The organism is Mesorhizobium sp. M0514 (genome assembly GCF_040321145.1).
Classification (GTDB): Bacteria; Pseudomonadota; Alphaproteobacteria; order Rhizobiales; family Rhizobiaceae; genus Mesorhizobium.
Window position 1 is genome coordinate 1 of the sequence record NZ_JAMYQZ010000008.1, and the last position, 24,366, is coordinate 24,366.

28 protein-coding genes are annotated in these 24,366 nt (G+C 63.2%); 20 read left to right on the forward strand and 8 right to left on the reverse strand.

Going from position 1 to position 24,366, the window contains the following annotated elements; all coding sequences use genetic code 11:
* Positions 1–206: 206 nt before the first annotated feature.
* Both fabI and NKI61_RS05510 read left to right on the forward strand, forming a co-directional pair.
* Complete coding sequence (gene fabI / locus NKI61_RS05505) at positions 207–1,028, forward strand: enoyl-ACP reductase FabI (RefSeq protein ID WP_023727494.1); 822 nt, start codon at positions 207–209, stop codon at positions 1,026–1,028.
* Between the two features lie 46 nt (positions 1,029–1,074).
* Positions 1,075–1,662, forward strand: coding sequence for a histidine phosphatase family protein (locus NKI61_RS05510; protein ID WP_023698506.1), 588 nt, complete (start codon positions 1,075–1,077; stop codon positions 1,660–1,662).
* An 84-nt stretch (positions 1,663–1,746) separates the two neighbouring features.
* Here the strand turns inward: NKI61_RS05510 and NKI61_RS05515 are convergent, their stop codons facing one another.
* A complete protein-coding gene (locus NKI61_RS05515; RefSeq protein ID WP_023685405.1) occupies positions 1,747–2,001 on the reverse strand; it encodes a DUF1344 domain-containing protein in 255 nt (84 codons plus the stop codon).
* A gap of 184 nt (positions 2,002–2,185) precedes the next feature.
* On the opposite strand from NKI61_RS05515, the gene aroC reads away from it, so the two are divergent.
* Positions 2,186–3,301, forward strand: a complete 1,116-nt coding sequence (gene aroC, locus NKI61_RS05520) for a chorismate synthase (protein WP_352838979.1) — start codon at positions 2,186–2,188, stop codon at positions 3,299–3,301.
* 74 nt (positions 3,302–3,375) lie between these two features.
* On the forward strand, positions 3,376–4,476 hold the full coding sequence (gene ribB, locus NKI61_RS05525) for a 3,4-dihydroxy-2-butanone-4-phosphate synthase (protein WP_023738482.1): 1,101 nt from the start codon (positions 3,376–3,378) through the stop codon (positions 4,474–4,476).
* A gap of 319 nt (positions 4,477–4,795) precedes the next feature.
* Here ribB and NKI61_RS05530 read toward each other — a convergent pair whose 3' ends face one another.
* The gene (locus NKI61_RS05530; protein ID WP_352838980.1) at positions 4,796–6,019 is read right to left on the reverse strand and encodes an MFS transporter; all 1,224 of its coding nucleotides are present in this window, start codon (positions 6,017–6,019) and stop codon (positions 4,796–4,798) included.
* A gap of 118 nt (positions 6,020–6,137) precedes the next feature.
* Between NKI61_RS05530 and NKI61_RS05535 the strand changes: the two genes are divergently transcribed.
* The 8 genes from NKI61_RS05535 (at position 6,138) to NKI61_RS05570 (ending at position 12,758) form a co-directional block, all read left to right on the forward strand.
* Positions 6,138–6,746: a TetR/AcrR family transcriptional regulator gene (locus NKI61_RS05535; protein ID WP_352838981.1), complete on the forward strand. Its 609-nt coding sequence runs from the start codon at positions 6,138–6,140 to the stop codon at positions 6,744–6,746.
* Between the two features lie 94 nt (positions 6,747–6,840).
* A complete protein-coding gene (locus tag NKI61_RS05540) occupies positions 6,841–7,824 on the forward strand; it encodes a hypothetical protein (RefSeq protein ID WP_352838982.1) in 984 nt (327 codons plus the stop codon).
* Between the two features lie 71 nt (positions 7,825–7,895).
* Positions 7,896–8,822, forward strand: a complete 927-nt coding sequence (locus tag NKI61_RS05545) for a histone deacetylase family protein (RefSeq protein WP_023747548.1) — start codon at positions 7,896–7,898, stop codon at positions 8,820–8,822.
* A gap of 3 nt (positions 8,823–8,825) precedes the next feature.
* Positions 8,826–9,077, forward strand: a complete 252-nt coding sequence (locus NKI61_RS05550; protein WP_023668433.1) for an exodeoxyribonuclease VII small subunit — start codon at positions 8,826–8,828, stop codon at positions 9,075–9,077.
* A 38-nt stretch (positions 9,078–9,115) separates the two neighbouring features.
* Positions 9,116–9,382, forward strand: a complete 267-nt coding sequence (locus NKI61_RS05555) for a DUF2277 domain-containing protein (protein ID WP_023668432.1) — start codon at positions 9,116–9,118, stop codon at positions 9,380–9,382.
* Positions 9,383–9,392: 10 nt separating this feature from the next.
* Positions 9,393–10,313, forward strand: a complete 921-nt coding sequence (locus NKI61_RS05560; protein ID WP_352838983.1) for a pirin family protein — start codon at positions 9,393–9,395, stop codon at positions 10,311–10,313.
* Positions 10,314–10,414: 101 nt separating this feature from the next.
* Positions 10,415–12,328 (forward strand): 1-deoxy-D-xylulose-5-phosphate synthase, encoded by a 1,914-nt coding sequence (gene dxs, locus NKI61_RS05565; protein WP_023732098.1) that lies wholly within the window; start codon positions 10,415–10,417, stop codon positions 12,326–12,328.
* 145 nt (positions 12,329–12,473) lie between these two features.
* Positions 12,474–12,758 carry a hypothetical protein gene (locus tag NKI61_RS05570; protein WP_023668429.1) on the forward strand — a complete coding sequence of 95 codons (285 nt, stop codon included), beginning with the start codon at positions 12,474–12,476 and terminating at the stop codon, positions 12,756–12,758.
* Here NKI61_RS05570 and NKI61_RS05575 read toward each other — a convergent pair.
* Positions 12,755–13,156: a GFA family protein gene (locus tag NKI61_RS05575; protein WP_023687142.1), complete on the reverse strand. Its 402-nt coding sequence runs from the start codon at positions 13,154–13,156 to the stop codon at positions 12,755–12,757. The two genes, NKI61_RS05570 and NKI61_RS05575, sit on opposite strands and share 4 nt — an antisense overlap.
* 146 nt (positions 13,157–13,302) lie before the next feature.
* On the opposite strand from NKI61_RS05575, the gene NKI61_RS05580 reads away from it, so the two are divergent.
* Both NKI61_RS05580 and NKI61_RS05585 read left to right on the forward strand, forming a co-directional pair.
* Positions 13,303–14,082 carry a TlyA family RNA methyltransferase gene (locus NKI61_RS05580; protein ID WP_352838984.1) on the forward strand — a complete coding sequence of 260 codons (780 nt, stop codon included), beginning with the start codon at positions 13,303–13,305 and terminating at the stop codon, positions 14,080–14,082.
* Entirely contained in the window at positions 14,079–15,314 is a 1,236-nt protein-coding gene (locus tag NKI61_RS05585) for a class I SAM-dependent RNA methyltransferase (RefSeq protein WP_352838985.1), read from the forward strand. The genes NKI61_RS05580 and NKI61_RS05585 overlap by 4 nt, the downstream gene beginning before the upstream one ends.
* 66 nt (positions 15,315–15,380) lie before the next feature.
* Here NKI61_RS05585 and NKI61_RS05590 read toward each other — a convergent pair whose 3' ends face one another.
* The 5 genes from NKI61_RS05590 to NKI61_RS05610 all read right to left on the reverse strand — a co-directional run bounded on the left by NKI61_RS05590 (position 15,381) and on the right by NKI61_RS05610 (position 18,663).
* Positions 15,381–15,770, reverse strand: coding sequence for a type II toxin-antitoxin system VapC family toxin (locus NKI61_RS05590; protein ID WP_023687145.1), 390 nt, complete (start codon positions 15,768–15,770; stop codon positions 15,381–15,383).
* On the reverse strand, positions 15,757–16,032 hold the full coding sequence (locus NKI61_RS05595; protein WP_081725433.1) for an AbrB/MazE/SpoVT family DNA-binding domain-containing protein: 276 nt from the start codon (positions 16,030–16,032) through the stop codon (positions 15,757–15,759). The genes NKI61_RS05590 and NKI61_RS05595 overlap by 14 nt, the downstream gene beginning before the upstream one ends.
* Before the next feature lie 79 nt (positions 16,033–16,111).
* Positions 16,112–17,815, reverse strand: coding sequence for a metalloprotease TldD (gene tldD / locus NKI61_RS05600; protein ID WP_352838986.1), 1,704 nt, complete (start codon positions 17,813–17,815; stop codon positions 16,112–16,114).
* On the reverse strand, positions 17,812–18,009 hold the full coding sequence (locus NKI61_RS05605) for a hypothetical protein (protein ID WP_155923284.1): 198 nt from the start codon (positions 18,007–18,009) through the stop codon (positions 17,812–17,814). Before NKI61_RS05605 ends, tldD begins: the two co-directional genes overlap by 4 nt.
* Positions 18,010–18,078: 69 nt before the next feature.
* Positions 18,079–18,663 (reverse strand): invasion associated locus B family protein, encoded by a 585-nt coding sequence (locus NKI61_RS05610; protein ID WP_023754099.1) that lies wholly within the window; start codon positions 18,661–18,663, stop codon positions 18,079–18,081.
* Between the two features lie 363 nt (positions 18,664–19,026).
* Here NKI61_RS05610 and coxB point away from each other — a divergent pair, with 363 nt between their 5' ends.
* From coxB to NKI61_RS05640, 6 genes are all read left to right on the forward strand, one after another.
* Positions 19,027–19,923, forward strand: coding sequence for a cytochrome c oxidase subunit II (gene coxB / locus NKI61_RS05615; protein WP_050485823.1), 897 nt, complete (start codon positions 19,027–19,029; stop codon positions 19,921–19,923).
* A 38-nt stretch (positions 19,924–19,961) separates the two neighbouring features.
* Positions 19,962–21,614, forward strand: a complete 1,653-nt coding sequence (gene ctaD / locus NKI61_RS05620) for a cytochrome c oxidase subunit I (protein WP_023668420.1) — start codon at positions 19,962–19,964, stop codon at positions 21,612–21,614.
* A 71-nt stretch (positions 21,615–21,685) separates the two neighbouring features.
* Positions 21,686–22,630 (forward strand): heme o synthase, encoded by a 945-nt coding sequence (locus NKI61_RS05625; RefSeq protein ID WP_023692074.1) that lies wholly within the window; start codon positions 21,686–21,688, stop codon positions 22,628–22,630.
* A complete protein-coding gene (locus tag NKI61_RS05630) occupies positions 22,627–22,782 on the forward strand; it encodes a cytochrome c oxidase system small membrane protein (protein WP_023668418.1) in 156 nt (51 codons plus the stop codon). The genes NKI61_RS05625 and NKI61_RS05630 overlap by 4 nt, the downstream gene beginning before the upstream one ends.
* Before the next feature lie 8 nt (positions 22,783–22,790).
* Positions 22,791–23,417, forward strand: coding sequence for a cytochrome c oxidase assembly protein (locus NKI61_RS05635; protein WP_023692073.1), 627 nt, complete (start codon positions 22,791–22,793; stop codon positions 23,415–23,417).
* A gap of 1 nt (position 23,418) precedes the next feature.
* Positions 23,419–24,300, forward strand: a complete 882-nt coding sequence (locus NKI61_RS05640) for a cytochrome c oxidase subunit 3 (RefSeq protein WP_023668416.1) — start codon at positions 23,419–23,421, stop codon at positions 24,298–24,300.
* Positions 24,301–24,366: the final 66 nt, after the last annotated feature.

A 24,366-nucleotide genomic window follows, 5' to 3' on the forward strand; every position in this document is an offset into this window, starting at 1 on the left:
CAGCCGATTCGGCTGGTCGGCCGGGCCTGGGTCATCAAGGCGCGCTGGCCGCAGTGAGGCGTTCAAATCTCACAACAACGTTATTATCCCCCATTCCTTGTCACGCCGAGTGTCTGAATTGAACGCGCGCCCCGTCTGCGCTTGATGCGCCTTTCTGCCTGTGCGATAGGCACTCCAAAGCAGAAAATCTTTCGGAGAGCGCTGACATGGCGGGTGGACAGGGCCTTATGGCCGGCAAGCGCGGCCTTATACTGGGCGTCGCCAACAACAGATCGATTGCCTACGGCATCGCCAAGGCCTGCGTCGACCATGGCGCCGAGATCGCGCTGACCTATCAGGGCGAGGCGTTCAAGAAGCGCGTCGAGCCGCTGGCTGCGGAATTGGGCGCCTTTGTCGCCGGTCATTGCGATGTCACTGATCCGGCGAGCCTCGACGAGGTGTTTGCCAATGTCGCCAAGCATTGGGGCGGCAAGCTCGACTTCCTCGTCCATGCCATCGCCTTTTCCGACAAGGACGAGTTGACCGGACGCTATGTCGAGACGACGCGCGACAATTTCCTGCGCACCATGGACATTTCGGTCTATTCCTTCACCACCATCGCCAAGCGCGCCGAAGCGCTGATGACCGATGGCGGCTCGCTGCTGACGCTGACCTATTATGGCGCCGAAAAGGTTATGCCGCATTACAACGTCATGGGTGTCGCCAAGGCAGCGCTCGAAGCCAGCGTGCGCTATCTCGCCGTCGACCTCGGCGGCAAGAAGATCCGCGTCAACGCTATCTCGGCCGGGCCGATCAAGACCTTGGCTGCTTCGGGCATCGGCGACTTCCGCTACATCCTCAAGTGGAACGAATACAACTCGCCGCTCAAGCAGACCGTCACCCAGGAAGAAGTCGGCGATTCCGCCGTCTATTTCCTGTCGGACCTGTCGCGTGGCGTCACCGGCGAGGTGCACCATGTCGATTCCGGCTATCACGTCGTCGGCATGAAGGCGGTCGACGCGCCGGATATTTCGACCGTCAAGGAATAGATCTGCCGCGGTTTCCGCCTGCCTGTCCTGATTTCCGGAAGACCTGATGGTTCCGCTCGTCTACATCGTGCGCCATGGCCAGACGCAGTGGAATGCCGAGTCGCGGCTGCAGGGCCAGGCCGACACCGATCTCAACGCGCTCGGCCGCGAGCAGGCGACCCGCAATGGGCGGCGGCTGGCCGAACTGATCCAGAACCCTCAGGATTTCGACTTTGTCGCCAGCCCGATGAAGCGGACGCGCGAGACGATGCAGCGGCTACGCTTGGCGATGCAGCTCGATCCCGATGCCTACCGCATCGACCCGCGTCTGGTCGAGGTGCACTTTGGCGACTGGCAGGGCTTTACCTATGCCGAACTCGATGCGCGAATGCCGGGCTCGGCGAAGGCGCGACGGCGCAACAAATGGAATTTCCAGCCGCCGGGCGAGGGCGCCGAAAGCTACCAGATGCTGCTCGAACGGGTGAAGCCGTGGTTCGACGCGCTCGACCGCCAGACGGTCTGCGTCACGCATGGTGGCGTCGTGCGGACCGTGTTTCGGATGGTCGAAGGTGTTTCCGAACACGAAGCGGCAAACCTGGAAGTGCGGCAGGACCGGGTGCTCAGGCTGCAGGACGGGCGTCTGGATTGGCTTTAGGTTCGAGCAGATAAAAACAGGACGACTGTCCTGTTTATCCGTGCAGGGCTCCGCCGAGCGGCAAGGGCCTGTGCGATGTCGGTGTTACTCGGTGTCGGGCAGTTCCATGTCGGTGACGACGTTCTCGCCATTCGTCACGTCATAGGCAATGACGATATCCATGCCCGGTTTCAGCGAATCGAGATCGGTCTCGGCGTTGAGCTTGAAGGACTTACCGTCCTCCAGCGTCAGCGTCAGCGCGTCCTTGTCGACCTTCTTGATCAGGCCTTCGGTCTGGCCGGCATAGGCGGCGGTGGAAATCAGCAACATGGCGGCAGCAGCGCCAATCAGGGTACGCATCGTCGTCCTCTTTGTCATTGCGCCTGCACGGATGGCGGCGAGCTTTCAACGGGCGGATGGAAGAGAGCAGAAACCAACCGAATGTGTCAAAACTAAAACCGCCGGATCACAGTTTGACCGCTGTGGAAAACGCCAATAGAACGCACCTTTGATCCGGTCCGCTGCCGGGCAGGGCTAAAAATTCATGTCTCACAACACGTTCGGCCATCTCTTCCGCGTCACCACCTGGGGCGAAAGCCATGGCCCGTCGCTCGGCTGTGTCGTCGATGGCTGCCCGCCCGGCATCCGCTTCACACGGGCCGAAATCCAGGCCGAACTCGACAAGCGCCGCCCCGGCCAGTCACGTTTTGTGACGCAGCGCCGCGAACCGGACGAGGTGAAGGTGCTGTCCGGCTTCATCCTCGACGAGAACGGCGAGACGATGATCACCACCGGCACGCCCGTCTCGATGCTGATCGAGAATGTCGACCAGCGCTCCAAGGACTATAGCGAGATCGCCCGCCAGTACCGCCCCGGCCATGCGGACTACACCTATGAAGTCAAATACGGCCTGCGCGACCATCGGGGCGGCGGCCGTTCCTCGGCCCGCGAGACCGCCGCTCGTGTGGCGGCCGGCGCCTTGGCGCGCAAGGTGGTGCCCGGAATGGTGGTGCGCGGCGCGCTGGTCTCGATGGGCGAGAAATCGATCGACCGCGCCAACTGGAACTGGAATTTCATCGGTGACGCCGAAAACCCGTTCTTCACCCCCGATCCGGCCTCGGTTCCGGTCTTCACCAGCTATCTCGACGGCATCCGCAAATCCGGCTCCTCGGTGGGCGCGGTTATTGAAATCGTCGCCGACGGCGTGCCCGCCGGACTTGGCGCGCCGATCTACGCCAAGCTCGACCAGGACATCGCGTCCGGCCTGATGTCGATCAACGCCGTCAAGGGCGTCGAGATCGGCAACGGTTTCGAAGCCGCCCGCATCACCGGCGAACAGAATGCCGACGAGATGCGCATCGGCAATGACGGCAAGCCGGTCTTCCTGTCCAACAATGCCGGCGGCATTCTGGGCGGCATCTCGACCGGCCAGGCGATCGTCGCCCGCTTTGCCGTCAAGCCGACCTCGTCGATCCTGACGCCGCGCAAATCCATCGACAAGGACGGCAACGACGTCGACGTCATGACCAAGGGCCGCCACGATCCCTGCGTCGGCATCCGTGCCGTGCCGATCGGCGAAGCCATGGTTGCCTGCGCCATCGCCGACCATTATCTGCGGCACCGGGGACAGACAGGCCAGGGATTAGGCAGTAGGGATTAGGCAATAGGCCAGCCCATCCTTCCTTCCCTAACTCCTACTGCCCAACCCCTATTCCCTGCGAGCGAAGCGAGCCAATGCCATACGATCAGAAGAAAATCGTCGAAGCCATCCGCGCCTTCGAGCGCGGCGAGATCGTCGTCGTCATGGACGATGACGGGCGTGAGAACGAGGGCGACCTGATCGTTGCCGCCGTGCATTGCAGCCCGGAGAAAATGGCCTTCATCATCCGTCACACCTCCGGCATCGTCTGCACGCCGATGCCGCGCGAGGAGGCCAAGCGGCTCAATCTGCAGCCGATGGTCGCCGACAATGATTCCGCCCACACCACGGCCTTTACCGTCAGCGTCGATTTCAAGCATGGCACCACCACCGGCATTTCGGCCGAGGACCGCACGCTGACCGTGCGCAACCTGGCCAACGGCAATGTCGGCGGTTCGGATTTCGTCCGGCCCGGCCACATCTTCCCGCTGATCGCTAGGGAAGGCGGCGTGCTGATGCGCTCGGGCCATACCGAAGCCGCGGTTGACTTGTGCAAACTTGCCGGCCTGCCGCCGGTTGGCGTGATCTCGGAGTTGGTCAATGACGACGGCACCGTCAAGCGCGGCCCGCAGGTGGCGAACTTTGCCGAGGAACACGGCCTCAAGCAGGTCTCGGTCGCCGACCTCATCGCCTACCGGCAGCGCAAGGAAACGCTGGTCGAACGCGTCGCCTGCTCCGAAATCGACACACTCGGCGGCAAGGCGCAGGTCTTCACCTACACGCTGCCCTGGGATTCCATGCACCATGTCGCGGTCGTTTTCGGCGACATCCGTGACGGCGAGGACGTGCCGGTGCGGCTGCATTCCGAGGATGTGGTGACCGACGTGTTCGGCACCAGCCACCGGCTCGACGCCATTATGAAGGCGATGGGCGAACGCAAGCGCGGCGTCATCGTTTACCTCCGAGAGGGTTCGGTCGGCGTCGCCCATCAGGAGCGCAACCGGCCGATGAGTGCCGACCGTGAGGACCACGAAGAGGCCCGCCGCCGTGAGAACGAGTGGCGAGAAATCGGCCTCGGCGCCCAGATCCTGAAGGACCTCGGCATTTCCTCGATCAACCTGATCGCCTCGCGCGAGCGCCACTATGTCGGGCTTGAAGGCTTTGGGATTCACATCGCGAAAACTGAGATTATCTAGTTTCTCAGGTGGATGGCGCGTCGGAAGGATTGCGCGGGCAGGTCACATGCGTTTGTGATTGGCCGAAGCCTTTCCGCGGTCGTCATCCTATGGCGAAGCAAGGAGCGAAGCGACGCGGCGCAGACATAGGACCCATGCCGCGACTTCGACGCGTTGCAACGGTGCAGAATTCTGCTCCGCTGCACCCTTCGGTCAAGGTAATGGAATGGGTCCTCGGGTCTGCGCTTCGCTTCGCGTCGCTCCGTGATGACGACGCCAGAGGCCTCACCTAATTCCGAACGTTTGCGGTGGTCTCCAAAGCGAACGTCAGGCCGCGTCCTTACTCCGCGGGAACGGCGGCCGCGTCGCATCCGTCCAGCTCGCATGTGTGGGTGGCCAGGCTGCGCTGGCCCAGCAACACCGTGACCAATGCGATGACGCCGGCCGCCACCGAGACCCAGAACCCGTTGCGGGCGCCGAATTCATCCACCACCGCACCGGCGGCAAACGAACCGAGCGCCATGCCGATGCCGATGCCTGTCATCACCCAGGTGATGCCTTCGGTCAGCATCGCTTCCGGCACGTGGCGTTCGATCAGGCCGAAGGCGGTGATGAAGGTTGGCGAGATCGCCACGCCGCTGATGAAAACGGTCAGCGCCAGCAGCGGCACCGTGTCGGCGGTGAGCGGCAGCAATGTGCCGAGCGCAACGAGGGCGACCGCGAGGGCCAACTGGCGCTGCAGCGGCGCTTTCAGGTTGAGCGCACCGACGACGAGGCCGAGCACGAACGATCCCAGCGCATAGACGCCGATGACGAGGCTGGCGGCGCCCGGCTGGCCGAGTTCCTTGGTGATCGCCACCGTGCTCACTTCCGTCGTCGCGAAGGTGGCGCCGACGAAGATCAGGGCGAAGGTGATGATCTGCACCGGCCTGAGCCGGATTGCCGAGCCGCTCGAGACATGGTCCACCGGCCGCACTTGCGGTTCGGTCGAGCGTTGCAGGATGAAGGCGGTCGAGCCTAGGGCGAGGAACACCGTGCTCACCAGGACGCCGGCTTCGGGGAAGAGCGCGGCGCTCAAGCCTACCGACAGCGACGCGCCGGCGATATAGACCAGTTCGTCCGCAGCCGACTCGAAGGCGAATGCGGTGTTCATCTGCGGCCGGCCGCGGAAAATCTCTGTCCAGCGCGCGCGCACCATGGCCGGCATGCTGGGCATGGCGGCGGCCGCCAGCGCCGACACGAACAGCGTCCACACCGGCCAGTCCCGATTGGCTGCGGCAATCAGCACCGCGAAGGCGAGCACGGTGAGGATGGTGGTCGGAATCACGATCCGCGTCTGGCCGAGGCGATCGACCAGCCGTGATATCTGCGGCGCCACGAAAGCGTTGCTCAGCGCGAACGTCGCCGAGACAGCTCCCGCCAGCCAGTATTCGCCACGCGTCTGCGAGAGCATGGCCACGATGCCGATCGGCGCCATGGCGATCGGCAGCCGCGCGAGGAAGCCCGCGGCGGCAAACCCCTTGGCTCCAGGGGCACGAAAGATTTCCGAGTATGGGTTTTGCATGGCTGGTTCCTCGACAAAGGCCAATTCGACAATTACATACGATGCGTATGAATATAGGTAGTCGATACGCCGCGTATGTCAATTGGCATACGAAGCGTATGTGAATAAGGCCAGAACCATGCACAGACCCCGCAAGGAGATGATTGCCGAAACGCGCGCCAAGCTGATCACGGCGGCCCGCCACGCTTTCGGCACGATCGGCTATGCCGACGCGTCGATGGACGACTTCACCGCCTCGGCCGGGCTGACGCGCGGTGCGCTCTATCATCATTTCGGCGACAAGAAGGGCCTGCTGCAGGCCGTCATCGCCGAAATCGATGGCGAGATGGCCGTCCGCATCCATGAGATTGCGTCGCGGGCACCAAGCCGCTGGCAGCGTTTCGTCGACGAATGCACGACCTATATCGAGATGGCGCTGGAGCCGGAAATCCAGCGCATCATGTTTCGCGACGGTCCGGCTGTGCTCGGCGATCCGGCGCAATGGCCGAACGCCAATGCCTGCGTCGGCTCGATGACCGATCATCTGACGGCTCTGCAGCAGGAGGGGGTGGTCGTCCCCGGCGTCGACCCCGAAACCGCCGCCCGGCTGATCAACGGCGCCAGCAGCCAGGCGGCGCAGCGCATCGCCAATTCGAACGACCCCGAAGCGACGTCGAAGACCGTGGTGGCAGCCTTCCAGCGACTGCTTGAAGGCCTTCTCAAAAAACAGGGTTCGCAGCCGGCCTGAAATCTGGTCGGCCGAGACCCGGCATTTGCCGAGATTGACAATTCCCGGCCCGGGTTCATCCTCGCCGTCCATCTCTGAGGGGAGATTCGGGCGCATGTGGGATTTCGAAATCGGCAGGTCGGTGTCCATCATGATCAGGACATGGCCTTTCATTGCCCTTCGCATGATCGTCTATTTCGGCATCACGCTCGTCTATATCGTGGCGACCGGCAGCGGCGCCTCCGTCGGCTATGGCGTCGGCCACATCTCCACCGATCCCGACGGGACGCTGTCCTTTGCGCTCTGGGGCGGCATCGTCGGCATCGGCGTCGTTTCGATCGCGCTCTACTGGATCCGCGAATACATCCTCTATGTCGTCAAGGCCGGCCATATCGCCGTCATGGTCCATCTGATCGATGGCCGCGAGATTCCCAATGGCCAGGACCAGATCGCCTACGCCAAGGGTGTGGTGAAGGAACGTTTCGCCGAGGCCAACATCCTTTTCGTGGTCGACCAGCTGGTCAAGGGCGCCATCCGCGCCATCACCGGCCTGATCGGCGGCATCGCCGCCTTCCTGCCCATTCCGGGCCTCGGCGGCCTGGTCGCTTTCATCAATACGGTCATCCGCCTGTCGCTGACCTATGTTGACGAGATCATCCTCGGCTACAACATCCGTATCAACTCGTCGTCGCCCTTCGAAACCGCCCGGCAAGGCGTCGTGCTCTATGCCCAGAACGGCAAGACCATGGTCAAGAACGCCGTCTGGCTGGCGGTCATTATGTGGGGTGTGTCCTTCGTCATCTTCCTTTTGATGCTGGCGCCGGCCGCCGCCATCATGTGGTTCATTCCGGGGCAGCTCGGCGGCTGGGCCTTCGTGCTCGCCATCCTCCTTGCCTGGGCCTTCAAGGCGGCCTTCATCGAACCCTTCGCCATAGCCTGCCTGATGCAGGTCTATTTCAAGACCATCGAAGGCCAGGTGCCGAACGCCGAATGGGACCAGCGGCTGGCCGAGGGGTCGTCCAAGTTCAGGGAACTCAGGGATAAGGCGCTGGCCTCCTTCGGCGGCTCGCGCTGGACGCAGCCCGCGCCCGGGGTGTAATCCCTGTTGAACGTCGGGACGGTGAGGCGTCAAACCATGGTCAAAGCGGCCGGGCGCGCCTATATCGGGTCATGGTCACCAGGCTCTACACCCATCCGATCTTCCTCGAACATCTGACGCCCCCCGGTCATCCGGAGCGGCCGGACCGCTTGCGCGCTATCGAGCGCGTGCTCGACGACGAGGCCTTCACCGCACTCGATCGGGTAACGGCGCCGCAAGGCGACGAGGCCACAATCCTCTACGCCCACCCCGAGGATTTCGTCGCCCGCGTCCGCGCCGCGATCCCTGAAAGCGGCATTGCCTCGATCGACGCCGACACCAGCGCCAGCCCGAAAAGCTGGCAGGCGGTGGTGACCGCCATCGGTGCCGCCAACGCCGCTGTCGACGACGTCTTCGAGGGCCGCGTCGCCAATGCCTTCGTCGCCTCACGTCCGCCCGGCCACCACGCCGAAAAGACCACGGCGATGGGCTTTTGCCTGTTCAACACCGCGGCGATTGCCGCGCGTTATGCGCAAAAGAAACACGGCGCCGAGCGCGTCGCTATCGTCGATTGGGATGTCCATCACGGCAACGGCACGCAGGACATCTTCTGGGACGATCCCTCGGTGCTCTATTGTTCGACGCACCAGATGCCGCTCTATCCCGGCACCGGCGCCAAGAGCGAAACCGGCGCCGGCAACATCGTCAACGCCCCGCTGGCGCCGCAGACCGGCTCGGACATGTTTCGCGATGCCTTGCTGTCGCGCGTCCTGCCGGCGCTCGACAATTTCGCGCCCGATCTGATCATCATTTCCGCAGGGTTCGACGCCCACCATCGCGATCCGCTGGCCGAGATCAACCTCAGCGAGGACGATTTCGACTGGGCGACCGGCCAGTTGCTGGAACGCGCCGGGCGCCACAGCGGCAACCGGCTCGTCAGCCTGCTTGAGGGCGGCTACGATCTGCAGGGATTGGCATTTTCGGTCGCTGCCCATGTCGGGCGGCTGATGAAGGGATAAAGTATGGCTGGCGAAGCAAACGAAGACGTCAAGGCGATGAGCTTCGAGCAGGCACTCGACGCGCTGGAAAAGATTGTCGATGATCTGGAACGCGGCGACGTGCCGCTCGACCAGTCGATCAAGATCTATGAGCGCGGCGAGGCGCTGAAGGCCCATTGCGACCGGCTGCTGAAGGCCGCCGAAGACAAGGTCGAGAAGATCAGGCTGTCGCGTGATGGCAAACCGGTGGGAACGGAGCCGCTCGACGCGGAGTAGTGGAATGGGGCGGGCATAAAGCAGATAGGAGTTCAAGCATGTGCAGAAACATCAAGACCCTGTTCAATTTCGAGCCGCCGGCGACCCATGACGAGATCCGCGACGCCGCGCTTCAATTCGTGCGCAAACTGAGCGGAACGACGCGGCCCTCGCAGCGCAACCAGGCGGCCTTCGACCGTGCCGTCGAGGCGATCGCCGAATCGGCGCATGAATTGCTGCATTCGCTGGAAACCACGCATCATCCGCGCAATCGCGAAGAGGTGGCGGCCAAGGCAAAAGCCAAATCGGCGCTCCGCTTCGCCTGAGGACATCCAGATGAGTTTCTTCCCCGGCAAGGACCCTGAGCCTGGCGATGCCTTCGCCAGCGACCAGATCGAGCTCATGGTCATTCCAAACGCCAAGGATATTGGCGGCTTCCAGGTTCGCCGCGCTCTGCCGACGGCAAAGCGGCGGCTGGTTGGTCCCTTCATCTTCTTCGACCGCATGGGGCCGGCCATCTTGCGTGCCGGCCAGGCGATGGATGTGCGTCCGCACCCGCATATCGGGCTTTCCACCGTCACCTATCTGTTCGACGGCAATATCAGGCACCGCGATTCGCTCGGCACCGAGATGGTCATCCAGCCCGGCGACGTGAATTTGATGACCGCCGGCCGTGGCATCGTCCATTCCGAGCGCACGCCCGAAGAACTGCGCGGCGCACCGATGTCGGTCTCCGGACTGCAGACATGGCTGGCTTTGCCCGACGGCAAGGAGGAAGTGGCGCCGGTGTTCGAGAACACGGCCGCGCTCCTTCTGCCCGAAATCGACGCCGAGGGCGTTTCCGGCCGTGTGGTGATCGGCGATTTCCAGGGACTGCGCTCGCCGGTAAGAGCCGACACCGAGACGCTCTACGCCAATCTGAGGCTGGCGCCCGGCGCCAGCGTTAAAATTCCCGCCGACGCCGAGGAACGCGCCATCTACACGCTGGACGGCGATGTCTCGATCTCGGGCGACCGCTTTCCGGCCGAACGGCTGCTGGTGTTCCGGCCTGGCGACGAGATCGTCGTGTCGTCAGAGCGCGGCGCCCATTTCATGCTCTTCGGCGGCGCTTCGCTCGGCTCCCCGCGCCACATCTGGTGGAACTTCGTCTCGTCGTCGAAGGAACGCATCGAACAGGCCAAGCAGGAATGGAAGACCGGCCGCTTCGATATCGTTCCCGGAGATGAGGAAGAGTTCATTCCGTTACCGGACAATTAACGTCAGCATCACCCGCGTCACTGACACGCATTTACATTCCGGCGACGCAGGCATATTTCGCCATGATCGACGCGCATCATAGCTGAGCAGGCCCTTTAACAGTGAACGCAACGCTGCATACGCCGCTTCTCGACAAGGTCCGCATTCCAGCCGACCTGAAGAAGCTTGACGAAAGCGAGCTGCCGCAGCTGGCCTCGGAGCTGCGCGCCGAGCTGATCGATGCCGTCTCGCATACGGGCGGGCATCTCGGCGCCGGCCTCGGTGTCGTCGAACTGACGGTGGCGCTTCACTATGTCTTCAATACGCCGGAAGACCGCGTGATCTGGGATGTCGGCCACCAGGCCTATCCGCACAAGATCCTGACCGGCCGCCGCGACCGCATCCGCACGCTCAGGCAAGAAGGCGGCCTGTCCGGCTTCACCCGTCGCGCCGAGAGCGAATACGACCCGTTCGGCGCCGCGCACTCCTCGACCTCCATTTCCGCCGGCCTCGGCATGGCCATGGCGCGCGACCTCTCCGGCGGCCACAACAATGTCATTGCCGTCATCGGCGACGGCGCCATGTCTGCCGGCATGGCCTATGAAGCCATGAACAATGCCGGCGCGCTCGATGCTCGCCTGATCGTGATCCTGAACGACAACGACATGTCGATCGCGCCGCCGACCGGCGCCATGAGCGCCTATCTGGCCCGGCTCGCGTCGGGCAAGACCTATCTTGGGCTGCGCGATTTCGGCAAGAAGCTGACCTCCTATCTCGGCAAACGCGCCGATCGCGCCATCAAGCGGGCGGTCGAGCATGCGCGCGGCTACGTCACCGGCGGCACGCTGTTCGAGGAGCTTGGCTTCTACCATATCGGCCCGATCGACGGCCACAATCTCGAGCATCTGATCCCGGTGCTGAAGAACGTCCGCGACCATGCCGACGGCCCGGTGCTGATCCATGTCGTGACCCAGAAGGGCAAGGGCTACGCGCCGGCCGAGGCCGCGGCCGACAAATATCACGGCGTCAACAAGTTCGACGTCATCACCGGCGCGCAGACCAAGGCCCCGGCCAATGCGCCGGCCTACACCAAGGTGTTCGCCGAGAGCCTGGTCCAGGAGGCCCGCCTGGACGACCGTATCGTCGCCGTCACCGCGGCCATGCCGAACGGCACCGGCCTCGATTTGTTCGGCGAGGCGTTTCCGACCCGGACCTTCGATGTCGGCATTGCCGAGCAACATGCCGTGACCTTCGCCGCCGGCCTCGCCAGCGAGGGCTACAAGCCCTTCGCCGCCATCTATTCGACCTTCCTGCAGCGCGCCTACGATCAGGTCGTCCACGACGTGGCGATCCAGAAACTGCCGGTGCGTTTCCCGATCGACCGCGCCGGTTTCGTCGGCGCCGACGGCGCCACTCATTGCGGCGCCTTCGACACCACCTTCCTGGCGACGCTGCCGGGCTTCGTGGTGATGGCGGCCGCCGACGAGGCGGAGCTTCGCCACATGGTGCGCACCGCCGCCTATTATGACGAAGGCCCGATCGCCTTCCGCTATCCGCGCGGCAATGGCGTCGGCGTCGACATGCCGGAGCGCGGCTCGGTGCTCGAAATCGGCAAGGGCCGCATCGTCAGGGAAGGCACCAAGGTGGCGCTTCTGTCCTTTGGCACGCGGCTGCAGGATTGCCTGCTGGCGGCCGAGGAACTCGGCGCGGCCGGATTGTCGACAACGGTTGCGGATGCCCGTTTCGCCAAGCCGCTCGACGAGGATTTGATCCGCCGTCTCGCCCGCTCGCACGAAGTGCTGGTGACGGTGGAAGAGGGCGCTGTCGGCGGTTTCGCCAGCCACGTGCTGCAGTTCCTCGCCCATGAAGGCTTGCTGGAAAGCGGTCTGAAAGTTCGGCCGCTGGTGCTGCCGGACGAGTTCACCGACCACGCCAAGCCGGAAAAAATGTATGCCGATGCCGGGCTCGACGCGGCCGGCATCGTGCGCACCGTGTTCGTCGCGCTCGGCCATTCCGCGCGCGCGCAACGGGCCTGAATCAAACCTCACGCAGCTGAAGCAGTTGCCTGTGCAAGCCTAACACTTTGTTAACGCTTCTCTTTGGCGTTTCGCTTACCGTCTCTTTTGGCCGTTTTTCAACGCCGCCCTGCTAGAACTGCCTCCAGGCAGGGAGTTAAAAACAATGCGAACGCTTCTGTGCGGCGCGGCCCTTTTGGCCGTCATCGCCGCGCCGGCTATGGCCGAGACGCGCTATGACCGCAAGCTTGAACAGGCGGTGGCAGGCATCGTCGCCCGCAAGATGGGCGATATCAGGGGCGCTTTTTCCTACAAGCAGGTGCCGCAGCTTGTCGTCGTGCCGGACGCACCAGTCGTTGCTGTCGAGCGCCCGCGCAAGCAGGCTTCAGATGACGGAAGCGACGGCCTGATGCCGGCCGTTGAACGGCAGGTCTCACGGACGATCTTCTAAAACCACATATCGCGCACGCAGCGCCCATCGCGCGGCAGGTCGTCATAAGTGTCCAGCCCGTCGAAATGGTCGATCGGCAGGTCGGCGACCGCCTCCGGCGGTGCCAGCCTGACATTGACGGCGATACGCGTGCGGCCGCTGTCGCTGCGGCGCAAACCGCGCCAGGCAAGCACACAGGCACATGTCGGGCAAAACAGAATTTCCAGCGACGGCGTCTCCTTGCCAGCGCGGGTGTAGGACTGCACAGGCCCCGCAAGCCGGATACGCTCGTCGACAAAGTCATAGGCCCAGAGCGTGCCATAGCGGCGGCAAAGCGTGCAATTGCAGGCCGTGATCGGGCCGGGATCGCCTTCCAGGGTCCAGTGGGCGGCGCCGCAATGGCAGGTTCCCGTCAGCATTCGTCTTCCTCCGCATTGCCTGAGCCTCTACATCTTGCCGGACTGGCTGCGATATTCAACCGGGCGGACTGGCTTGCGGCCCGGGTCTCGACGTCCTCCCATGCCAATGTCCTTGCCTTCGCGGCCGGCTTTCGCCATGAAGGCCGATGAACTCCCCTCTGCCAGCCAGCACACGCCAGCGGCTCGACGAATTGCTCGTCCAGCGCGGCCTGTTTGCGAGCCGCTCGCGCGCCCGCGACGCGGTCGAGCGCGGCACCGTGACGGTCGACGGCGTGGTCGCCCGCAAGCCCGGCCAGATGGTTCTGCCGCACTGTCTCATCGTCATCGACGATCCGGCGCAGGGTTATGTCTCACGCGCGGCGCTGAAGCTGATCGCCGGGCTCGACCATTTCGGTCTCGATCCTGCGGGTAGTGAAGCTCTCGATATCGGCGCCTCGACAGGCGGCTTCACCCAGGTGCTGCTCGAACGCGGCGCGGCCCATGTCACTGCCATCGATGTCGGCCACGGCCAGATGCATCCCGGTGTCTCGTCCGACCCGCGCGTCACCGTGATCGAGGGCCTCAACGCTCGCGAGCTCGCGGCTGCCGATCTCGGCGGCCGTATCCCCGATTTCATCGTCTCCGATGTCAGCTTCATCTCGTTGAAACTGGCGATGCCACCGGCGTTGGCATTGGCACGGGACGGCGCTCGTGCGGTGTTTCTGGTCAAGCCGCAATTCGAGGCCGGCCGCGAGGCGATCGGCAAGGGCGGTCTTTTGAAAGACCCTTATGACGCCGCCCGTGTGGCCGGCTTGCTGCAGGAATGGCTCGAAGGCGTCCCTGGCTGGCGTACATTGGGCTTGCACATGTCGCCGATCGAAGGCGGGGACGGCAACCGCGAATTCCTGCTTGCCGGGATCAAGGATGCCGGGACCAAGGACCGATGAGCACGGGCTTCACCATCAAGAGACTGGGTTCGCAGGGCGACGGCGTCGCCGAGACGGAAACCGGCGAGCTGTTCATTCCCTTCACCCTGCCCGGCGAGACCGTCACCGCCGCGCGCGAGAGGGATCGCGCCATGCTGATGGCGGTATTGGAGACGTCGCCGCTGCGTATCGATCCGGCCTGCCGGCATTTCACCGAATGTGGCGGCTGCGCCGTCCAGCATCTGCAAGCCGACGCTTACCAGCAATGGAAACGCGACAAGGTCGTGCATGCCTTGAAAGGCATTGCCGGCGACATCGGCGCCCTGGTGCCGTGTGCGCCACACACACGCCGCCGCGCCGTGCTTGCCGCCAGGCGCGCCGACACAGGCATGCTGCTTGGCTTCCATCGCCATCTTTCGCCGGAAATCATCCCCATCGAGGAATGTCCGATCTCGCTGCCGGAGATCGTTGCCGCGCTCGATCGCTTGAGGTCGGTCGCCGACCTGGTTTGCGCCACCACCAAATCGTTCCGGATGGCGGTCACTGTGACGGGCTCGGGGCTTGACGTCGCTGTCTATGAGTCGGGCAAGCTGGGCGAGAACCAGCGCCGGGTCGCCTCCAACTTCATCATGGCCAATGGCTTTGCCCGGCTTTCGATCGACGACGAGATCGTCATCGAGCCGAAAAAGCCGGTGGTCATGTTCGGCACCGTCGCTGTCGCCATACCGCCTGGCGCCTTCCTGCAGGCAACGCAAGCCGCCGAACAGACGATGGCCGATCTCGTTGGCGGACATCTGAAGCGGGCCAGGAAAGTCGCGGATCTTTTCGCCGGCTGCGGCAGCTTTGCGCTTCGGCTGGCGGCCAAATCCGAAGTCCACGCGGTCGAAGGCGACGCGGCAGCCCTTTCGGCGCTCGACCGCGGATCGCGCTTCGCCACCGGCCTGAAGCGGGTAACCGGCGAACGCCGCGACCTGTTCCGGCGGCCGCTGACGTTCAAGGAGCTGAATGCTTTCGATGGCGTCGTCTTCGACCCGCCGCGCGCCGGCGCCGAGGACCAGTCGAAGCAGATCGCCCGCTCGGATGTGCCGTTCGTCGCCGCCGTCTCCTGCAATCCGGTGACGCTGGCACGAGACCTGCGCATCCTGATTGACGGCGGCTACATCTTGAAGAGCGTCACGCCCATCGACCAGTTCCTGTGGTCGCCGCATGTCGAGGCCGTGGCGCTGCTGGAGAAGCCGAAACGGCGACGTTAATCCGCCGATTTTCACAAGGCCGTGCTTGAGTTTGCCGCCCCCCGCAAGACGTAGCCGGCTGGCAAACTAGCCTTCGCGAACGCTTTCGTACCCGGCCGCTTGTGCGGCCTTGATGAACTTACGGTCGAAGGACACAAATGCTGAGCAGTGCGAGGACTTGCCCAGATGGAGCGCATCGGCGAAATCCATTCCCGTCTCGGCTAGATCGACCGCGGAAGAGACCATCGCAGCATCCTCTATCTCGACAGTGGGAAGCCCGCCGAACACCCGCAGTGCATTGACGATCGAGGCCTGATCATAACCATAGCCGCTGCGCAGCACCCACTCAGCCTCCAGGATCACCGTGACGGCGACGAAAACGGGCTGACCGTCGATCAGCCGCCGGGCTCGCGGGGACTGCTCGGGATCGTCGTTCGTCAGATACCTGACGACAACGTTGGTATCAATCGCGAGCATGGCGCCGCCGTGCTTCAGCAAGGACGGCCGCGTCCATCTCCTCCAAGGTCTTCGGTCTGCCACTGTGCGGCAGGACACCAAAGACATCTTCTGGTCGTGTCGGGGCAAAGGCAGGCGCCGGTCTCAAAAGTACACCGTCCGGTGTGTCTTCGACCTGCAGGCGCGTGCCCGCGCCCCAGTCCCTCCGTTTGCGGATAGCGCTGGGCAGGATGACTTGTCCCTTGGTCGAGACGGTCGTTATAAGCTTTTCTATTGCACCCATTGCGGTATTACCCTTGTGTAAGACAAAGGTAAGATATCCCTGTGAGGGGAACTATTCAAGCCCGCCGACGTCTCCTCGCTCAAACCCTGGTGCCGCCGACGGTCATCTGGTTCATCCTGAGATGCGGCTGGCCGACGCCGACCGGCACGCCTTGTCCGGCCTTGCCGCACATGCCGATGCCGGTGTCGAGTTTCATGTCGTTGCCGATCATCGAAACGCGGTGCATGGCGTCCGGTCCGTTGCCGATCAGCATGGCGCCCTTGATCGGCTGCTTCACCTTGCCATTTTCGATCATGTAGGCCTCGGTGCAGCCGAACACGAACTTGCCCGAGGTGATGTCGACCTGGCCGCCGCCGAAGGATACGGCATAGATGCCGTTCTTGACCGAGGCGATGATCTCGTCCGGCTCCATGTCGCCTGCCGTCATATAGGTGTTGGTCATGCGCGGCATCGGCTGGTGCGCATAGCCTTCGCGCCGGCCGTTTCCCGTGGCTTTCATGCCCATCAGCCGGGCGTTCTGGCGGTCCTGCATGTAGCCGACAAGCTTGCCGTCCTCGATCAGCACATTGCGGGCCGAAGGCGTGCCTTCATCGTCGACGGTCAGCGAACCCCGCCGCTCCGGCATGGTGCCGTCATCGACCACGGTAACGCCCTTGGCGGCGACCTGCTGGCCGAGCAGGCCGGCAAAGGCGGAGGTCTTCTTGCGGTTGAAGTCGCCCTCCAGCCCGTGGCCGACGGCTTCGTGCAGCATCACGCCCGGCCAGCCGCTGGACAAAACGATGTCGAACGTTCCGGCCGGCGCGGGAATGGCTTCGAGATTGACCAGCGCCTGCCTGAGGGCCTCCCTGGCAGCATGCTTCCAGGCTTCCTCGACCAGGAACTCGCCGAACGCCTTGCGCCCGCCCATGCCATAGGAGCCGCTTTCCTGGCGGTCGCCGTCGCCGACGACGACGGAAACGTTGATGCGGACCAGCGGGCGGATGTCGCGCACGATCTGGCCGTCGGCGCGCACGATCTCGACATGCTGCCAGGACGCCGCGAGCGAGGCCGTCACCTGACGCACGCGCGGGTCCTCGGCACGCAGCCATGCGTCGATCTCCTGCAACAGCTTGGCCTTGACCTCGAAGGAAGGCGAGGGGATCGGGTTCTCCTCGCCATAGAGATGGCGGTTGGTGCGCGCGGGTGCCGCGGCAAGCGTGCCGGAATAGCCGCCCTTGACGGTCGAGACCGCGTCGGCGGCGCGCAGCAGCGACGCCTCCGAAAGATCGCTGGAATGGGCGTAGCCGCTGGCCTCGCCGGCCACGGCGCGCAGGCCAAAACCCTGGTCGGTGTTGAAATTGGCGGTCTTCAGCCTGCCATTGTCGAACATCAGCGCTTCGCTCTCGCTGTATTCGAGGAACAGTTCGCCGTCGTCGGCGCCGTTCAGTGTGTCGGCGACGATCCGCTTGATGCGATCGTCTGAAATGTCGAATTGGCCGGTCAGGCTGTTCATGGCAGGTCCGCTCACAGGAGGAATGGTGTTGCCACGATGTAGGCGCGAAGACGCGCCTGCACAATCCGCAATGACGATCCGCAGCAGGTAGGAGCGGGTAGCCCCGCCCCTGAACATGACATCCATCTTGAAGTTCGACCCGTCACCCGAAAAGGCCTTCACCCAGCGATATTTCTTGTTCCATTCATTGGCCTGGTCGGCCGTGAAGGGGTCGGTATAGCCCGAGGAGAACTGGATCGACTTGCACTTCTCATGGTTTTCGCAGCCATAGAAGTAGATGACATATTTCATGCCCTGAAGCCGGCCCGAGACCATCGGATCGCCCCGTCGTCCTTGTCCATCTTGGCCGAGCCATAGCCTTTCGCAAGCTCGAAAATGACGGCCGGATCGGGCGCCGTGATGATTTCGGAATCCTCGGCAAAGGCGACGGAAACGGCGCCGGTCAGGATTAGACCGGTCGACAAAAGCAAAGAACAAGCACGCATGATGACCCCCACAGCCAAAGATCAAACCCGTGGGAATTGTGAGGAAAGACGGTTTCGCAAGCATCAAGCTCAGGGCAGGGCGGCAAAACCGTCGGCGAAGCCCTTGAGGTCGACGGGGATGCCGATGCCTTCTTCCGGCGTCTGGAAGACGATGAAGGTGGCCGACGTCCCGGTCTTCAGCGTATCGAGCAGCTGCTTTTCGAGAATGACCTCGGCATAGCAGCCGTCTTGGAAGCAGCGCACGAAATAGGCGCGGCCAATATCCTTGCCGTCGACATTGAGGCCCAGGCCATTGGGCAGCAGAACGCCGAGCGGGGCCAGCACGCGCAGGATCTCGGCCTTGTTGTCGGCGGTGCGCAGGACGACGACGGACAGTCCCATTTCCGGGCGATCCTCGGCAACGACGTTCTGCATCATCACGCATTGTTCCGAGGTGGCGCCGGCCGGCGTGTCGCAGATGATCGACCACGCGCCATGCGTTGACTTGACCGTGCCGCTGGGCTGCGCTGCATTGGCGACGCCGGTTGCGGACGAGCCGATACCGATCAGGGCGGCGAGAAAAACGACCTTCGCCCCGCTTCTCGAAAGCCAAGCGCTTTTCGAATGCCAGGCGCTCTTCGAATGCCAGGCGTTTCTCGAAAGCCAAGAGGTCATGACGGCTCCATTGCGAATCACGGCACTTTAAGCCGCGCCAAGGCCAAGTAAAGGATAGGGCGACCGCCGGTCAGCCCCGGCAGGCGCAATAATGCGCTTTTCCCTAGCAAATTCGCCCGAATTGCGACCGTCGGGCGCATTCCGGACACAAGCCCGCATAGCCTGTCTGTCAACGACCCGCGCGGGCCACGAGGCCGTCGAAACAGCGCGGCAGCACTTGCGCGCAAAAATGCCGCACGGTTTCGCCCGCTCCTTTCTTGCGGAGGGAAATAGAGTATGGTTTGAACCACCCTTGGGACTGTCCGGGATTCCCATCCCGGCATTGTTCGATATTCTTGCGTCGCGATCGCGAGGAACCGGGAGATGAAGAGGGCGATGAGAAAATTCCCAGCAAGCGCCAAATTGATGGCAACGGCAGGCGCCGCCGCCGCATTTTTCGCCGGTGCCTCCGCCCATGCGGCCCAGCCGCAGCCGTGGGAGATGACTTTTCAGCCGCCGGCGACAGACATGATGCGGCAGATCGAGTGGTTCGGGAACTACACGATGTGGTTCGTCGTCCCGATCACTGCTTTGGTTCTGGCGCTTCTCGCCTGGTGCATCTTCAGGTTCCGCGCCAGCAAAAACCCGGTTCCGTCAAAGACCAGTCACAACACGCTGATCGAGATCATCTGGACAGTCGGGCCGGTCGTCGTCCTGCTGTTCATCGCCATTCCCTCGTTCCAACTGCTGACGGCGCAGTACACGCCGCCGGAAGAGGCCAAGCTGACCGTCAAGGTAACGGGCAATCAGTGGAACTGGGACTATGAGTACCAGACCGAGAACACGCTCTCCTTCAACTCGGCCATCCTGCAGGACGCCGACCGCGCCGCGATCGGCAAGGAAGACCGCAAGGTCTATCCGCGCCTGCTGGCGGTCGACAACGAGCTGGTCGTGCCGGTCAACACCATGACGCGCGTCCTCGTTACCGCAGCCGACGTGATCCATTCCTTTGCCGTGCCGGCCTTCGGCATCAAGATGGACGCGGTTCCCGGCCGCACCAACGAGACGTGGTTCAAGGCGGAAAAGGAAGGCATCTATTACGGCCAGTGCTCGCAGCTCTGCGGCAAGGACCATGCCTTCATGCCGATCGCCGTCCGCGTCGTATCCGATGCGCAGTACAAGACCTGGCTGGCAGCAGCCAAGACCGACCTCCCCGGCGCCAACAAGGCGCTGATGGCCGAGGTCGACGGTACCAACAAGGTAGCGGCCGCCGGCAATTGATGCCGCGGGTTAGCAAGAATTAGGGAACGGAGCCGACCATGGCAGAAGCTGCAGCTCACGACGACCACGACCACAAGCCCTATCATGGCTGGGTCCGGTGGGTGTACTCCACCAACCACAAGGACATCGGCACGCTCTACCTGATCTTCGCGATCTTCGCGGGCATCGTCGGCGGCGCGCTTTCGGTCGTCATCCGCATGGAGCTGCAGGAGCCGGGCATCCAGATCTTCACCGGTCTGGCGCAGATGGTCTATGGCATGAACGGCGATGCCGCCATCGACGGCGGCAAGAGCATGTACAACGCCTTCGGCACCGCGCACGCGCTGATCATGATCTTCTTCATGGTCATGCCGGCGCTGATCGGCGGCTTCGCCAACTGGATGGTGCCGATCATGATCGGCGCGCCTGACATGGCCTTCCCGCGCATGAACAACATCTCGTTCTGGCTGCTGCCGCCGGCCTTCCTGCTGCTCATCGCTTCGGCTTTCATGCCGAGCGCGCCCGGCGCCTATGGCGTTGGCGGCGGCTGGACGCTCTATCCGCCGCTGTCGACCTCCGGCCAGCCCGGGCCGGCCATGGATCTGGCGATCCTGTCGATCCACATTGCCGGCGCGTCCTCGATCCTCGGCGCCATCAACTTCATCACCACCATTTTCAACATGCGCGCGCCGGGCATGACGCTGCACAAAATGCCGCTATTTGCCTGGTCGGTTCTGATCACCGCCTTCCTGCTGCTCTTGTCGCTTCCGGTTCTGGCCGGTGGCATCACCATGCTGCTTACCGACCGCAATTTCGGCACCACCTTCTTCGCCCCGGATGGCGGCGGCGATCCGATCCTGTTCCAGCATCTGTTCTGGTTCTTTGGTCACCCCGAAGTGTACATCCTGATCCTGCCGGGCTTCGGCATCATCAGCCACATCGTCTCGACCTTCTCGAAGAAGCCGGTGTTCGGCTATCTCGGCATGGCCTACGCCATGGTCGCGATCGGCGCCGTCGGCTTCATCGTCTGGGCGCACCACATGTACACGACCGGCCTGTCGCTCGACACGCAGCGCTATTTCGTCTTTGCCACCATGGTCATCGCCGTGCCGACAGGCGTGAAGATCTTCTCCTGGATCGCGACGATGTGGGGCGGCTCGATCTCGTTCAAGACGCCGATGCTGTGGGCGCTGGGCTTCATCTTCCTGTTCACGGTCGGCGGTGTCACCGGCGTCCAGCTCGCCAATGCGGGCCTCGACCGCTCGCTGCATGACACCTATTTCGTCATTGCCCACTTCCACTATGTGCTGTCGCTTGGCGCGGTCTTCGCCATCTTCGCCGGCTGGTACTACTGGTTCCCCAAGATGACCGGCTATATGTACTCGCCGGTGATCGCCAACACCCACTTCTGGGTCACCTTCGTCGGCGTCAATTTGATCTTCTTCCCGCAGCATTTCCTCGGCCTCGCCGGTATGCCGCGCCGCACCATCGATTATCCTGACGCGTTCGCCGGCTGGAACATGGTGTCGTCCTACGGCTCCTATATATCGGCCGTCGGCGTGGTGATCTTCCTCTATGGCGTGTTCGAGGCCTTCCAGAAGAAGCGCGTCGCCGGCGCCAATCCGTGGGGCGAGGGTGCAACGACGCTCGAATGGCAGCTGCCTTCGCCGCCGCCCTTCCACCAGTGGGAACAACTGCCGAAGATCAAGTAAGGCAGCCCGAATACGAAACCGCCGGCCCGCCGGCGGTTTTCGGCCAACGGAATGATTGGACTTATGTACGCATGGCCCTTGTCGACGACCCAATGATTGACGAAGCGGGCTTTCGCATGTCGGAAGCCACGTCGGGCGATTTCTTCGCCCTGCTGAAGCCGCGCGTCATGTCGCTGGTGGTGTTCACGGCCTTTGTCGGCATGGTCGCTGCACCCGTGACCATCAACCCGCTGCTGGCGGTGATCGCCATCCTGGCCATTGCCATCGGCGCCGGCGCCTCTGGTGCGCTCAACATGTGGTACGACGCCGACATCGACGCGGTAATGAGCCGGACCGCCGGCCGCCCGGTACCCTCCGGCCGCATCCTGCCCGGCGAAGCCCTGAGCTTCGGCCTTGTGCTTTCGGTGCTGTCGGTGATGACGCTGGGCGTGCTGGTCAACTGGCTGTCGGCGGCGCTGCTTGCCTTCACCATCTTCTTCTACGCCGTCGTCTACACGATGTGGCTGAAGCGCTCGACGCCGCAGAACATCGTCATCGGCGGCGCCGCCGGCGCCATCCCGCCGGTCATCGGCTGGGCCGCGGTGACCGGAACGGTGAGCCTGGAAAGCCTCGTCCTGTTCCTGATCATCTTCCTGTGGACGCCGCCGCACTTCTGGGCGCTGGCGCTGTTCAAGTCCGACGACTACGCCAAGGCTGGCATCCCGATGATGCCGAACGTTGCCGGCCAGGCCTCGACCCGCCGCCAGATCTTTGCCTACGCCCTGATCCTGGCGCCGATCGGCGTGCTGCCCTGGTTGCTCGGTTTCACCACCGCCATCTATGGTGTCGCATCAGTGGCTCTCGGCGCCGGCTTCGTCTGGTATGCCTGGAAAGTGCTGTGCATGACCGATAGCGACCGCGTCATGAAGCCGGCCAAGGCTCTGTTCGCCTATTCGCTGCTCTACCTCTTCGCCATCTTCGCCATCTATCTTGCCGACTGTGTCGTCGGTCGCGCTTTGGCCATCGGTGGAGCATGACCATGATCGACAAGAAGCTTGAACTGGTCACGCTGACCGAAAGCCAGAAGAAGGCGCGGCGCAACCGTTCGGCGGCGATCGGCGTCGCGCTGGCGATTCTGGTCGTCATCTTCTACGTCGCGACCATCGTGAAATTCGGCCATACCGGATGAGGCCGATGATGACCCGCCAGACCGTGACCGATCCCAGGAAGAAGAACACCAACCGCGTCGTCGCCGCCGTCTGCGTCGCCTTCTTCGGCGGCATGATCGGCATGGCCTACGCCGCGGTGCCGCTCTACAAGATGTTCTGCCAGGCCACCGGCTATGGCGGCACGACGCAGCGCGCCGAAAAGCAATATGCCGGCCGCATCCTCGACCGCGACATCACCGTGCGCTTCGACGCCAACACCAACGGCATTCCGTGGCAGTTCCAGCCGGTCGCCCGTTCGGTCACCATCAAGATCGGCGAGACCACGCAGGCGCATTACAGCGCCACCAACAAGTTCGACCGCGCCGTTACCGGCCGCGCCACCTTCAACGTGCAGCCGGAACTGGCGGGCCCCTACTTCAACAAGGTCGAGTGTTTCTGCTTCACCGACACGACGCTGAAGCCCGGCGAGACGCTGGACATGCCGGTCGTGTTCTATGTGGATCCCGATATCGTCAACGTGCCGGAACTGAAGGACTTGAAGACGATCACCCTGTCCTACACGATGTTCCCGGTCCAAAAGAACAAGCCGGTGGCGTCATCGACGCCGGACAGCAGCAGCAAAGTTTCAGATACCGAAGCAAATCTCGGGGGTTGATATGGCAGACGCGCACGCAAAACCACAACACGACTACCATCTCGTCAACCCGAGCCCGTGGCCCTTCCTGGGGTCGATCGGCGCGCTGGTGACTGCAGTCGGCGGCGTCGCCCTGATGCAGTATCTCAAGAACGGCGATTTTCCGATTTTCGGCCACAACATCGCGAACCCATGGCTGTTCTTCATCGGCCTGGTCATCGTCCTCTACACGATGTTTGCCTGGTGGTCGGACACCATCAAGGAAGCGCATGAGGGCCACCACACGCGCGTCGTGTCGCTGCATCTGCGCTACGGCATGATCATGTTCATCGCTTCGGAAGTGATGTTCTTCGTTGCCTGGTTCTGGGCCTATTTCGATGCCAGCCTGTTTCCGAGCGAAGTGCAGAATTACGCCCGCACCGCTTTCACTGGCGGCGTCTGGCCGCCGAAGGGTCTCGAAGTCCTCGATCCCTTCCATCTGCCGCTCTACAACACCATCATCCTGCTTCTGTCGGGCACCACGGTGACATGGGCGCACCATTCGCTCATCCATGGCGACCGCAAGGGCCTGATCAACGGCCTGGTGCTGACCGTCGGCCTCGGCATGCTGTTCACCATGGTGCAGGCCTACGAGTACATGCACGCTCCGTTCGGCTTCAAGGATTCCATCTACGGCGCCACCTTCTTCATGGCGACCGGCTTCCATGGCTTCCACGTCATCATCGGCACCATCTTCCTGCTGGTCTGCCTGATCCGCGCCTGGAAAGGCGATTTCACGCCCAAGCAGCATTTCGGCTTCGAGGCGGCTGCCTGGTACTGGCACTTCGTCGACGTGGTCTGGCTGTTCCTGTTCGCATCGATCTACGTCTGGGGATCGGTCGGCGCGGTGATCGAAGGCCACTGACGGCTTTCACCGAACCGACAAATCAGAAGGGCGGTCGCGGCAACGCGGTCGCCTTTCTTCTTTTCG

Bases quoted from the DNA above. Each gene is read 5' to 3' on its own strand.
- fabI (WP_023727494.1), top strand. From the start codon at position 207: ATGGCGGGTGGACAGGGCCTTATGGCCGGCAAGCGCGGCCTTATACTG.
- NKI61_RS05510 (WP_023698506.1), top strand. From the start codon at position 1,075: ATGGTTCCGCTCGTCTACATCGTGCGCCATGGCCAGACGCAGTGGAAT.
- NKI61_RS05515 (WP_023685405.1), bottom strand. From the start codon at position 2,001: ATGCGTACCCTGATTGGCGCTGCTGCCGCCATGTTGCTGATTTCCACC.
- aroC (WP_352838979.1), top strand. From the start codon at position 2,186: ATGTCTCACAACACGTTCGGCCATCTCTTCCGCGTCACCACCTGGGGC.
- ribB (WP_023738482.1), top strand. From the start codon at position 3,376: ATGCCATACGATCAGAAGAAAATCGTCGAAGCCATCCGCGCCTTCGAG.
- NKI61_RS05530 (WP_352838980.1), bottom strand. From the start codon at position 6,019: ATGCAAAACCCATACTCGGAAATCTTTCGTGCCCCTGGAGCCAAGGGG.
- NKI61_RS05535 (WP_352838981.1), top strand. From the start codon at position 6,138: ATGCACAGACCCCGCAAGGAGATGATTGCCGAAACGCGCGCCAAGCTG.
- NKI61_RS05540 (WP_352838982.1), top strand. From the start codon at position 6,841: ATGTGGGATTTCGAAATCGGCAGGTCGGTGTCCATCATGATCAGGACA.
- NKI61_RS05545 (WP_023747548.1), top strand. From the start codon at position 7,896: ATGGTCACCAGGCTCTACACCCATCCGATCTTCCTCGAACATCTGACG.
- NKI61_RS05550 (WP_023668433.1), top strand. From the start codon at position 8,826: ATGGCTGGCGAAGCAAACGAAGACGTCAAGGCGATGAGCTTCGAGCAG.
- NKI61_RS05555 (WP_023668432.1), top strand. From the start codon at position 9,116: ATGTGCAGAAACATCAAGACCCTGTTCAATTTCGAGCCGCCGGCGACC.
- NKI61_RS05560 (WP_352838983.1), top strand. From the start codon at position 9,393: ATGAGTTTCTTCCCCGGCAAGGACCCTGAGCCTGGCGATGCCTTCGCC.
- NKI61_RS05570 (WP_023668429.1), top strand. From the start codon at position 12,474: ATGCGAACGCTTCTGTGCGGCGCGGCCCTTTTGGCCGTCATCGCCGCG.
- NKI61_RS05575 (WP_023687142.1), bottom strand. From the start codon at position 13,156: ATGCTGACGGGAACCTGCCATTGCGGCGCCGCCCACTGGACCCTGGAA.
- NKI61_RS05580 (WP_352838984.1), top strand. From the start codon at position 13,303: ATGAACTCCCCTCTGCCAGCCAGCACACGCCAGCGGCTCGACGAATTG.
- NKI61_RS05585 (WP_352838985.1), top strand. From the start codon at position 14,079: ATGAGCACGGGCTTCACCATCAAGAGACTGGGTTCGCAGGGCGACGGC.
- NKI61_RS05590 (WP_023687145.1), bottom strand. From the start codon at position 15,770: ATGCTCGCGATTGATACCAACGTTGTCGTCAGGTATCTGACGAACGAC.
- NKI61_RS05595 (WP_081725433.1), bottom strand. From the start codon at position 16,032: ATGGGTGCAATAGAAAAGCTTATAACGACCGTCTCGACCAAGGGACAA.
- tldD (WP_352838986.1), bottom strand. From the start codon at position 17,815: ATGAAATATGTCATCTACTTCTATGGCTGCGAAAACCATGAGAAGTGC.
- NKI61_RS05605 (WP_155923284.1), bottom strand. From the start codon at position 18,009: ATGCGTGCTTGTTCTTTGCTTTTGTCGACCGGTCTAATCCTGACCGGC.
- NKI61_RS05610 (WP_023754099.1), bottom strand. From the start codon at position 18,663: ATGACCTCTTGGCTTTCGAGAAACGCCTGGCATTCGAAGAGCGCCTGG.
- coxB (WP_050485823.1), top strand. From the start codon at position 19,027: ATGAAGAGGGCGATGAGAAAATTCCCAGCAAGCGCCAAATTGATGGCA.
- ctaD (WP_023668420.1), top strand. From the start codon at position 19,962: ATGGCAGAAGCTGCAGCTCACGACGACCACGACCACAAGCCCTATCAT.
- NKI61_RS05625 (WP_023692074.1), top strand. From the start codon at position 21,686: ATGGCCCTTGTCGACGACCCAATGATTGACGAAGCGGGCTTTCGCATG.
- NKI61_RS05630 (WP_023668418.1), top strand. From the start codon at position 22,627: ATGACCATGATCGACAAGAAGCTTGAACTGGTCACGCTGACCGAAAGC.
- NKI61_RS05635 (WP_023692073.1), top strand. From the start codon at position 22,791: ATGACCCGCCAGACCGTGACCGATCCCAGGAAGAAGAACACCAACCGC.
- NKI61_RS05640 (WP_023668416.1), top strand. From the start codon at position 23,419: ATGGCAGACGCGCACGCAAAACCACAACACGACTACCATCTCGTCAAC.